This is a genomic window from Paenibacillus sp. NRS-1760 (assembly GCF_050467785.1).
Lineage (GTDB): Bacteria > Bacillota > Bacilli > Paenibacillales > Paenibacillaceae > Pristimantibacillus.
On record NZ_JBITPK010000009.1, the window covers coordinates 154,213 to 166,307 of the forward strand.

Sequence of the window (12,095 nt, forward strand, 5' to 3'; positions counted from 1 at the left end):
CATATATAAAATGAGGAATACAAATGAAAAAAAGAAATATTAAAGCTCGCTATTTCATTTTTATAGCTTTATTAATTGGTGTATCGATTCCTTTCATCGTTTGGCTGCTTACACCAAGCAAAAACCTTGATGTCGTTGTCATTAATAAAACCTTTCCGACTCAAGCATCTGAAACGAGCGGCATAAGGGAGCTGGATTACAGCAAGCAGCGCGGGTTGTTTTGGATTATGAATCATCTGCTCATAAATAACCCCGCGACGAATAAAGCGTATGACGCCACGAAGGACTATTATGGAAATTTCCTATCTGATGGGAAATTAAAGGCTGTTCCTTTTGATAAACGAGCTAATGTGCCAGATGTGATCTATATTTCGGATGCGTACGGCACTGGCAATTCAAAGGTGAATGGTGTGGAACCAAAAGGGGTTTCAGGTCTGACGATGGATGAGGTTAGTTTAATAGCTACCAGCTATGCTAAAGGGACAACGGTTATTGGCGAATACAATATTGCAGGCGAGCCTACTGGACCAAACGTATCCAAGGAGCTTGAAGCTATTTTTAACGTCGGCTTTAAGGGGTGGGCAGGCAAGTTTTTCTCGGAATTATCGTCGGCAGAAGATGTACCGAATTGGATAAGAGCAACCTATGAGCAGCAATACGGGAAAAAGTGGAGCTTAACGGGAGCGGGAATCGTTATTGCGGGCAACAATAGAATCATCATATTGGAGCGCGGCAAAGATTTTACAGGACAATCGATCAGCCTGTTCATGACTGAGGATCATGCTGGCAGCTATCATACGGACACGATTGATTACTATAACTGGTTTGAAATCATTGAGCCTGCAGACGATAAGTTGGTAATCGCATGGTATGACTTAAACGCTACGGAAGCAGGTCAGGAGCAATTGAAGGTCTTAGGGCTGAATACTAGATTCCCAGCAATCATTGCAAATAAATCCGGCAAGAAGAGCTCCTATTATTTTGCCGGTGATTTTAGTGATTATAAGGAGCCGGAGAAGATTAAACGGTTTTGGGGTGCTTCAACTCTATACAAAATATTCAGTGTAAACAGCGAAGGGGATCATTCGTATTTTTATTGGCATTTTTATGTGCCGCTTATGTCCAAGCTGTTGAAGGAAACAAAACCATTAGATGAAAGCACTACATTTCAGGCGAAAGCAGAGACAGCTTCAAATGGTACACAGCTCGTATCCAAAATAGTCGACAATACATTTTCCGTTTATGAAAACGGAGCTTGGAAGAGCATGTTTGTAAAAGGGATGAATATTGGCACAGCAATACCAGGTATTCCTGAAGGAAGCTTCCCGGAGGATACGGCTATTTATTCAGAGTGGCTTGAGAAGATTGGTCAAATGAACGCCAATACAATACGAGTATACACGTTGATGCCGTCAGGCTTTTATCGAGCGCTTGATATTTACAATACGAATCATCAAGATAAACCGCTGTATTTGCTTCAAAATATATCGCCGAGCAGTGAGCCGCCATCAGGCGACTTACTGAATCAAGAGTACAATGCAGCCTACAAACAAGCGATTCAAGATACCATTAACGCAGTTCATGGGAATGCCAAGTTAAAAACAAAAGAGGGGATGAACTCTGATCTTTACATGAATGATGTGTCAGGCTATATCCTTGGTTTTTTAGTTGACCCAGGATTAACCCCTCAAAAGGTAAAGGCAACGGATCAAGCACATCCCTCTTACAACTATAATGGGGACTATGTTTCATCAGGTTTAGACGCATCGCCTACCGAGTCGTGGCTTGCTTCCCTATCGGATCGTATCTTTCAATATGAGCAAAGTAATTACGACATGCAGCATCCAGCAGCGATTACCAGCATTCCAGAGCTAGACATTCTCGAACATGCTGCATCAAATCCAGAGACGCTCGATGACGCGGTTTCAGTGGATATTAATCATATTGTTATTTCTAGCAAAGTGATCAGCGGATTTTTTGGCGCGTACAATGTTTTTCCCGATCATCCGGCATTTATAGCTGGGGAAACGAAGGAAGCAAAACCTGACTATGCAGGTTATAAGCAGTATTTGGATCGTTTTATGAGCACTCAAAAAAAGTATCCCGTACTTATTAGCGAATTTGGATTGTCTACAAGCCTAGGTTCATCGCAAATATCCGCTTCTGGCCATAAGGACGGTCAAAACAGCGAGGCTGAGCAAGGAGAAGGCATCGTTGCGATGATGAATATGATAAAGGACAGCGGCAGTATGGGCGGGCTTGTTTACGAATGGGCGGATCAATGGGGAAAAAGCAGCCGGTTTACCTCTTCCCTGATGATCCCTTATGAGCACGGAAGCCTCTGGCACAATGTAATAGATCCTGCTCAGCGATATGGTATTTTAGCGATAGAATCACCTACGCCGACGGAGTATGCCATGACCTTGCGGGGAATAGATCCTCTGCGTACCATTTCTTATGCTGCTAACGAATCTTATTTCTATATAACAGCCGAATTCAGTGAACTGCCGAATTTCGATCAGAAGAACATTATGATCTATTTGGACACCGTTGACAGAAAAAATGGCGAATATATGCTGGCCCCTGATGTGAATGAAAACTGGTCTGGTGCAGAGTTTAATGTCAGCATTCAAAATACGAAGCAAGCCGAATTACTCGTAATCCCGCAATATAATGCGAGCAAAGGCAGTTATTACACTTCCGTATCGTCTAACGGCATTTATGAGAAAATGATGCGGCAGCTCTCAAAAGCATACCAAACGCCTGAAGGCAAAACGATTCCCTCTGCTTATGAGGATGGATCAACCTTGAATGCAGGCAGCTTTGACAACAGCAGCAGCCATTTTTATTTTGAGGGCAATACGCTGTATCTTAGAATTCCATGGGCGAGCTTGAACTTTACTGACCCGTCTAGCTTGCTCGTATTCGATGATGAGAAGAAACAAGGGGCATTCGAGAACATAAGAGACGGCGTTGCTGTTCGAATGACGGATGGCATAGTCGCTTCACTCGTTATTATGGATAAAAAAACGCAGAAGGTCGATTATCAGTTTCCCGAGAGCGTTACGTCGTCCGGCTACCGAACCTTTACATGGAATACATGGACGAAACCCGAATACGTATCTCGCAATAAGAAAAGCTACGACATGCTTAAACAACTTTTTGCGCAGGAGGATATATGACAAAAGAAGCATTATATTTGCTGCTCATTTCATCAGCGTTATTTTCATTTTTTTTCATATCGATTATCGTCATTTGGTTTTTTCGTTACTTTAGCGAGTCCGCGACTAACCAATTGAAGAAGCAGCTGGAAGAAGTATTCACATCCTATTTTTACACTGAAAATAAAAATAAACGAACGATCGTGCAAAAACTGAACAAAATCGTCGGAAAAAGTGCTAGAAAAAAAGAGCTGTTCATTAATATCGTCATTAATCACAATGCTGATTTTATCCATACCCATCATGATCAGTTGATGAACATATACGAATTAACAGGAACGAAAGCTTTTCTGCTCAAAAGACTGCAATCAAACAGCGTTCATATTCAGTCCTTAGCCTGTCGGCATCTAGGGGAATTGCAGCTAAGAGATACAATGGCATCTATCCTTACGCTTATTTCAAGCAAAAATAATGATGTGATTTATAATATGATGCTGGCTCTTGCGAAGCTTGGTGATTTGGAGGGGCTAGTTCATGTTCTAACCTATGACTCCCAAAATATGAACTTGTCTCATAGAGCTATTATTGAAATTATTTCTGCTTTTGACGGCTCAAAGGAAGAGCTCTTTCGACAAACTATCGATAGAAGTGATGACTATATGAAGGGCATTTTAATCAAAGCTGTTGCGGATTACAGTATTGAAGGCTTAAGCGAGCATTATATTAAATATTTGAATAGTGAGGATAAGAACCTTAGAATCGCATCGATAAGAGCGCTGAGCGAGCTGAATAATTCGGATTATGAAGCATCTATGCTTACCAAGCTTGATGATCATGATTGGGAGGTTAGAGCAGCTGCTGCTAAGGGCCTTGAGAAGATTGGGACCAAAAATAGTTTAGCGGATTTAGGGAAAACAACAGGCGACAGCGTGTGGTGGGTAAGACATCATGCCGCCAGTGCACTTGTTCTCATTCCTGGAGGTATTGCTTACGCATCAAGGATCATCGATGGAGACGATAAATTTGCTCGGGATGCCGTGATTAGTGTGATCGAAATGACTTCCTAATGACAACTTAGAAAAACGAGGATGGTTTTTAACAACATGTATATTCTCAGAATGTTTATTATTTATTTCAGCGAGTTTTGTATGCTGTATACGATTGGAATAAACATCTTTTATAATGGGCAAATGCTGATCGCTTCGCTAGATATGTTTAGTTATTTACGGAAATTGAAAGCCTCGGATTATAAAAGATACATTGATTCAAAAAATATGATTCCGATTTCTATCATTGTCCCTGCGTACAACGAAGAGAAAACGATCGTTGATAATATTAAATCGCTGCTCGCTCTAAATTATTTTGAGTATGAGATTATTATTGTGAATGACGGCTCCACCGATTTCACAAAAGAAAAGATCATAAACGAGTTCAATTTAAAAAAGGTAAACCAGCCCATTATGCAGAGCTTGCCTACGAATGAAGTAGCTGGCATTTACCGAAGCAATCAATACGAGCGATTAATATTTGTAGATAAATTAAACGGCGGCAAAGCGGACGCCCTTAATGCGGGCATTAATGTCTCTGTCTATCCTATTTTTGCATGCATCGATGCCGATTCCATCTTGGAAAATGATGCCCTTATCAAGCTCACGATGTTATTTGTGGAAAATCCCGAAACGATTGCTGTTGGAGGGATCGTCAGAATTGCCAACGGCTCGATCATTAAAGACGGCAAGCTTATGGAGATGAATATTCCGAAAAGCAATATGGCGAAATTTCAGATTATTGAGTATTTCCGAGCTTTTTTGACTGGCCGTACGAGCTTCAGCAAGCTTAATTCCATACTCATTATTTCCGGTGCATTCGGTGCGTTTAATAAGAGGGTCGTTATTGAGTGCGGCGGGTACAAAGTGAATACAATCGGTGAAGACATGGATATTATCGTTAGGCTTCATAAGGCGATGAAAGACCAGAAGAGAAAGTACAAAATACAATTTCTAGCGGACCCGATTTGCTGGACTCAAGCTCCAGAAACAATGAAGGATCTAAGAAGCCAGCGGAGAAGATGGCAAATTGGTCTTTTTGATACGCTGATAAGCTATAGGAGAATGCTTTTTAATCCGAAATACGGCAAGATTGGCATGGTGACACTGCCTTATTATTGGATCTTCGAATTAATCGGGCCAATTGTTGAGGCACTCGGCTATATCTTTATCCCACTTGCCTATTTATTTGGCTTGCTTGCGTTTGACAGCTTTATTACTTTTTTTGTTATCGCGTTTTTACTCGGCACTACCTTATCAATGGGCAGCATCTTACTCGAGCAAATTACATTTCGCAAATACAGCTCGCTTAAAGAAACTTTGCTGCTTGTGCTGTTCGGCGTGTTGGAAAACCTAGGTTATCGTCAGCTTACTGTTCTGTTCCGTGTGGAAGGTATTTTTAATTTTAGAAGAGGCCGTCATTCATGGGGAGCAATGAACAGAAAGAAATTTGTTTCAAGCAATGAGAAAAAAGATAACGATAAGTGATGCTGAAATGGCAATGGAAGAGTAGCTGCGTGCAGATGCGGATACTCTTTTTTTTTGCAATTGAACGATAGGAAATACTCTAAATAGGCAACCGCAATATGAAAAAGGATCAATTGGCTTAGAAACAATGAAAACGCATACATGTCATTCTTGAATAGACCACTCTCTGAGTGGGTTTGGGGTTGTATTGGGGGCAAAAATCGATTGGTAAATCTTGCGGTTGCCGATAAATAGGCGATTTATCAACAAAAATGACACATTTGAGAAGTTATCTGAATAGTCGCAGTAGTTCGCGAATTGATGTTTCCTCATAAATATAAAGCGCTATCATTCGATACGGGAAATGACATATTTACGAGAATTGTTATGTTCCGTATTGTTGTGAATGTAAGCGATAGCATTTCCGAAATTCCTGTCGCCAATCACCAAACAAAAGCAATTATAACGAAACGGGAAAGGAGTGATTTTATGCAGGAAGCAAGTCCAATGAACGCACCAAATATGCTTCCGGAACCGACGAAAGAGAAGAGCAGAATGTGGAAAAGACTCCTTCAAAATTGGGAATTGTATCTATTCATTGCACCCGCATTTTTCTACTTTCTAATCTTCTCTTACGGTCCGATGTACGGCATACAAATCGCATTTAAAAACTTCATACCAACGAAAGGGATTTTCGGAAGCCCTTGGGTCGGTTTCGACCATTTTGTCCGATTTTTTCATTCTTATTACTTTTGGGACTTGATATGGAACACGTTAAGTATTAGCCTGTATGAACTCGCTATTGGGTTTCCGATACCGATTATACTGGCGCTTGCCTTCAATGAGCTGAAGGGTGGTTCCTTCAAGAAGATGGCTCAGACCGTCACTTATGCGCCGCATTTCATATCAGTCGTTGTTATGGCAGGCATGATCATTACGTTCTTGTCGCCTTCATCGGGAATAGTGACACATCTTATTGAGTGGCTTGGATTTGATGCTCCAGATTTCTTGACAGACCCGAAGTGGTTTAAGACGATGTACGTATTCTCTGGTGTTTGGCAAAGCGCAGGATGGGGAACAATTATATATTTGGCTGCGCTTTCAGGAGTAGACCCGGGTCTGCATGAGGCAGCCATTATAGACGGAGCTTCACGCTTCCAACGAGTGCTTCATATTAACATTCCGACGATTGTCCCTACAATGACCATTCTTTTAATTCTGAACATGGGAAGCTTGCTTGGGGTTGGATTTGAGAAAATATTGCTGCTCCAAAACTCGCTTAACATGGGGGCATCCGATGTCATTTCAACCTTCGTATACCGATCAGGGCTTGTCGATGCCCAGTATAGCTTCTCGACGGCGATCGGACTGTTCAATTCCGTCATTAACGCCATTATTTTAGTGCTAGTAAATCAGATCGTAAGACGCACCAACGAAAACAGCCTGTGGTAGAAGAAGGAGGTATGACCGATGGTTTCCGCCGTTAAAGAGTCCGGAAGGGATAAAGTGTTTCTAATATGCAATTATATTTATGTATTTCTCGCTTTTATTGTGGTCGCTTATCCTGTCATTTATATGATTAGCGCTTCGATAAGCGATCCGAAATTGGTGGGTTCCGGCGAGATGTGGCTGTGGCCAAAAGGCATTACGTTTGAAGGTTATCAGAGGGTGTTCCAAAACTCCAGCATATGGTCAGGTTACGGCAACACCATTCTTTATACGGTAGTAGGCACGTCGATCAATTTATTCGTTACGCTGCCTGCTGCCTACGCTCTAAGCCGCAAAGACTTTATGGGACGCAACTTTTTTATGGGGATGTTCCTCGTCACGATGTTTTTTGGGGGAGGGCTCGTACCAAGTTACTTGCTCATCAAGGAACTCGGTATGGTGAATACGATTTGGGCAATCGTAATTCCTTCGGCTGCTTCAATCTGGAACATCATTGTAGCGCGCACGTTTTTCCAGTCCTCTATACCAAAAGAACTGCAAGAGGCTGCCCAAATTGACGGGTGCACCAACCTGCGGCTGTTCGTCAAAATCATTTTGCCGCTGTCAATGCCAATCATCGCCGTTATGGCTTTGTTCTATGGTGTTGGCAACTGGAACAGCTACTTCTCGGCACTCATCTATTTGAATGATGCTGCAAAATATCCTTTGCAGCTCGTACTGCGGCAAATTCTTGTGTTGCAGGAGATGTCGGCTCAGGGCGGCGGTGCAATGGATGCTTCTACGGCGTCGGCTCTCAACAGTAAGGCTGAGATTGCTGCGCTGGTCAAATACGCGGTTATTATCGTAGCGACAGCACCGATTATCGCCGTTTATCCATTTCTTCAGCGTTACTTTGTGCAAGGTGTCATGATTGGTTCCGTTAAGGGCTGATTTTGCTCATAAATAATTTGAAAAAAGGGAGAGGGTTTAGGATGAAAAAGCTAAAAAAAGCATCATCTTTGTTACTCAGCATTACGCTGCTTGCCTCTGTATTAGCGGCATGCGGTTCACCGAACGAGGGTAAATCAAATAACGGCAGTACGGGTTCCAAAGGGTCAACGTCCGTTGAAGCTTCAGGGGTAAGCAAAGACGGATTCCCGATTGTTAAAGAACCGATTACGCTGAAGATGATGTCACAGGATGTTGGCGTTGCGGATTGGAACCAAATGCCTGTGCTTCAAGAGATGGAGAAGCTGACAGGCATTAAGCTGCAGTTCCAGAATGCCCCGCTTGATAGCTTTGCGACCAAGAAAAACCTAGTATTTGCGAGCGGCGACTTGCCGGATATGTTTTATGCAGCGGATCTTAAGCCGGCAGAGCAAGTAACTTATGGTACACAAGGCGTTCTTATTCCTCTTGAAAAATATATTGATGAAGGTTATGCGCCTAATATCAAAAAGATTTTTGATGAGCATCCGGAAATTCGGAAGTCCTTTACAACACCAGACGGCCATATTTATGCGCTGCCTAATATTGATCTAGCTGCTGTGTGGTACCGCAGCCCTATGTGGTACAACGGCAAGTTTTTGAAAGCGCTTGGCGTTACGGAATTGCCTAAGACGACGGACGAGCTGTATGCCTTTCTGAAGCGTGTTAAGGAAGAAGATTTAAATGGAAACGGGAAAAAGGATGAAATTCCGTTAACTTCCGTTAAGCTGGACGATTTGCGTATGTATTTCCTAGGCTTCTGGGGCATTTATGATGAGGTCATTTATGCAGATAAGGATGGCAAAGTGCACTATACGCCTCAAGAAGAAGGATACAAAGGCTACTTAACGTTCCTAAACCGTCTATGGAAGGAAGAGCTGCTTGATCACGAGACCTTCTCGCAAACAAGCGAGCAGAAGAAGGCTAAAGGGGAAAACAATCAAATTGCTATATTCAATGATTACTTCCCTTACTTTACGTTAGGCGGCGAGCCAAGCGGAGACAATCCATTGATGACGCCTGTGAAAAGTGAAATTGCGGATTCCCCAGTCTATGGCAAGCATCCTGGCATATCGGCAAACGGTACTTTTGCCATTACAAGCAGCAATCCATCTCCAGAAGCAACGATGCGCTGGGTAGATTATCTATACAGCTATGAAGGCGCTACATTGTTCAATCAAGGTCCAGAGGATCTTCTATGGAAATATAAAGATAAAGAAAAACATGAGAAGGAATGGCTTCCTGTTCCGGGCGGCGGCGACCGTGAAGAGTACCGCGGCAAACTAACACCAAACTACGGAATTCTTACGCCAGGTATGAACTCTGGTGAGCTTGCGATCGGACTTCGCAGCGAATTCGACTTATGGATCGATAAGGAAAATGCAGAGAAGCTGACGCCAATCGCCAAATCGCCTTACCCTAATGTTTATTTGACCAACGAAGAGCAAAACGAGGCTTCTGCTTTGTTATCTGATCTGAACACGTATGTTCAACAGATGGAAGCCAAGTTCGTAACAGGTCAAGAGTCGATGGCCAATTGGGATAAGTATATTGAGCAAATTAAAAAAATGGGCGGAAATCGAATCGCTGAGCTTTACCAAAGCGCATACGACAGATAATTGACAGATAAATAAACGAACAAGAGCATGAACCCAGAAACAGCAAAAACCCGGTCATGCGAAATGCTGACCGGGTTTTGTTTATTATTCATCGTCTGAATCGGATAGTAATTGCGCCTGTTCGTTCTCCCAGAATTGCTTGCGATATTGACCAGGCGTATAGCCGGTTTCTTTCTTGAATTTGCGTATAAAGTTAGGCGTATCCAAATAGCCGACTTGAATAATGATGTCCTTTAGCGGTGCGTTTGTCGTTTTCAGATGATGCATAACCTCTTCCATTCTTTTTTGCCAAATGTATTGGATGAAGTTAAGGCCCATCTTTTCCTTGAATGAACGGCTCACATGTGATGGCGAGATTGCATACTCATATGCAATCGTTTCTAGACTGAGCGTATGATCTCTAAAATGCTCATCAATGTAGGAGACAATCCGATCAATCTGTGATTGCTCCTCCTTCTGATTGTTGCGCTCCACTTGATTGCAGATTCGGGAGGCGAGATTCAGAAAGCCGGTCTCGATTTCATCCAAGGAATGGCTGTAAATCATATTAGGAGCCATGTCTTGAATCACATTTTGAATGCCAAGCTCGGATGCGGTTTTTAGCATCGTATTCAAAATGTCAAAGCATATACAGCGTTTGAGCAGGGCAGACAGCTCGGATGATTGCAGGCTTCGGATCGATGGGCTGATCATTTGCGCAGCTACATCATAGCTTCCTTGCTTCAAGCTTTGAGAAAGCTTGAGCAGCGAATTATTCGGTATCCAGAAGGTATGATCCGGTGTATCTTGCAGCTTCTCGAAATAGGTGATCGTGCCATGACCGCTTGTCGCTTGCAGCTCAAAAGCAGAGCAAGCTTCAATAAAGGACTGATTCAGCTGGTCAGGGCTTGAATAGCAGGTTCCAACGCCAATCGTAGGCGTAACATCAAACGTCTCTAGTATCGTGCAGAGCACCGCTTCAGCAATGTGGCGCACAGGAACCAATTCCTGCTCGGCTTGATCCCTATTAAAGCTGATAATGAGTGCAAGCTGATCCAGCTGAGGGAGCTCTACGCCATAGGCATGAGCAGCCAGCTCCGGGAATTCGATTTGGGAGAGCAGTTCTATCATTTCTTGCCGCTCCTGTCGTTCCTCTTGCGTATCTTCGATTTCATCCCATCCAATCACCATAACAAAGTGATGAGATTGGTCGAAATGAAGGTCGAAGGCTTCTTGCAGCTCTGGTGAAAGACTTTGCGCATTCCCATATTTCAGGAGCATGGACAAAAAGTGATTGCGAGCGTATGGCTCTTGAAGGTCAACTCGCGAGCTGTATTGCTGCAGCGCTGTTCGTATCCGGTCAAGCTCGTTCCCGTTTTCGGTTGATTGATCAGCGGAATGCTTCGGCTTGGATTTGGAATTTGCGAACTCTACAAGCGTAGAGATCGGCAGGTATTGCATTCTAGCAAGCACGAGGGCAATCGCCGCTCCAACGACCACAACGATGATAAACAGCATAACGATGAAGCTGCGGACATGCACTACGCTGCTAAGAAACTGGGAACTTGGCATGACGGTCACATAAGTCCAGCCATTATTTTCCGATTTTACGGATACGATGGAATGCGGCTTGCCATTTAAGGTTTTATCGTGAATGCCTGGCGCGAGACTATATAGAGACTGCGCCTCTGCATTTGTTAAGGCCTCGCCCTGGCGATTGTCTACTAGAATTTGACCTTTGTTGTCCAAAATATAAGTCAAGCCTTGATAATTGCCTAGAATCGAATCAATTAAACTCGTAAGCTCTGATTCTTTAATTAGATACATAATCGTTCCATGTGGATTAGGGTTGTACGGCGTAATGGGAACAAGATAAGCGAGCATCGAATCCTGCAAATTAGCGCTTAGGACTACGGTGTCAGCTGGACGCATCGTTGGATATTTAACCGTATTCAAATCTTGAAAAATAGTGTCTTTGTTCCAATTGTGAAAGGTAAAGGTGTTTGCGAATACATCCATGCTCGATAGACCTTTCGCGGAATAAATATTTGCATCCTTGTGAAAATACAAGAACATCTCGCTAATGATAGAGCTGGTCGCTTTGTATTGATCCAGTGCTTGTATCGCTTCACCGCTGTAATAAGAATCGTGAACCCGAAACGGAGTCAGCCTCTTGTCATACGAGACGCGTGAAGCAATTTCACTTAGCTCCTTCATCCGGCCGTCAACAATAACTTTGGCTTGCGTGAGCTGGCCGAGGCGAGATTGCTCAATTTCAGTACGTAGATTGGACACTGCGTTTTGATAGATAAATATCGTCATAAGTACTAATGGGATAAGCAAAATAAACAAGTAGGACCAGATGTATTTTAAAAACAGTTTGGATTTGAAGTAGTTTCGTTTCATAT

At 43.0% G+C, this 12,095-nt stretch carries 7 protein-coding genes; 6 read left to right on the forward strand and 1 reads right to left on the reverse strand.

Annotated features, from left to right (window positions below):
- Positions 1–23: 23 nt before the first annotated feature.
- The 6 genes from ACIFSR_RS10465 (at position 24) to ACIFSR_RS10490 (ending at position 9,708) form a co-directional block, all read left to right on the forward strand.
- Positions 24–3,182 carry a hypothetical protein gene (locus ACIFSR_RS10465; RefSeq protein ID WP_430057259.1) on the forward strand — a complete coding sequence of 1,053 codons (3,159 nt, stop codon included), beginning with the start codon at positions 24–26 and terminating at the stop codon, positions 3,180–3,182.
- The gene (locus ACIFSR_RS10470; protein ID WP_430057260.1) at positions 3,179–4,228 is read left to right on the forward strand and encodes a HEAT repeat domain-containing protein; all 1,050 of its coding nucleotides are present in this window, start codon (positions 3,179–3,181) and stop codon (positions 4,226–4,228) included. The genes ACIFSR_RS10465 and ACIFSR_RS10470 overlap by 4 nt, the downstream gene beginning before the upstream one ends.
- A 36-nt stretch (positions 4,229–4,264) precedes the next feature.
- A complete protein-coding gene (locus ACIFSR_RS10475) occupies positions 4,265–5,695 on the forward strand; it encodes a glycosyltransferase family 2 protein (RefSeq protein ID WP_430057262.1) in 1,431 nt (476 codons plus the stop codon).
- Positions 5,696–6,196: 501 nt separating this feature from the next.
- Entirely contained in the window at positions 6,197–7,126 is a 930-nt protein-coding gene (locus ACIFSR_RS10480) for an ABC transporter permease (protein WP_430057381.1), read from the forward strand.
- A gap of 18 nt (positions 7,127–7,144) precedes the next feature.
- Positions 7,145–8,053, forward strand: coding sequence for a carbohydrate ABC transporter permease (locus ACIFSR_RS10485; RefSeq protein WP_430057264.1), 909 nt, complete (start codon positions 7,145–7,147; stop codon positions 8,051–8,053).
- 41 nt (positions 8,054–8,094) lie between these two features.
- Positions 8,095–9,708 carry an extracellular solute-binding protein gene (locus ACIFSR_RS10490; protein WP_339207296.1) on the forward strand — a complete coding sequence of 538 codons (1,614 nt, stop codon included), beginning with the start codon at positions 8,095–8,097 and terminating at the stop codon, positions 9,706–9,708.
- An 84-nt stretch (positions 9,709–9,792) separates the two neighbouring features.
- Here the strand turns inward: ACIFSR_RS10490 and ACIFSR_RS10495 are convergent, their stop codons facing one another.
- Positions 9,793–12,093 (reverse strand): helix-turn-helix domain-containing protein, encoded by a 2,301-nt coding sequence (locus ACIFSR_RS10495; protein WP_430057265.1) that lies wholly within the window; start codon positions 12,091–12,093, stop codon positions 9,793–9,795.
- Positions 12,094–12,095 lie beyond the last annotated feature (2 nt).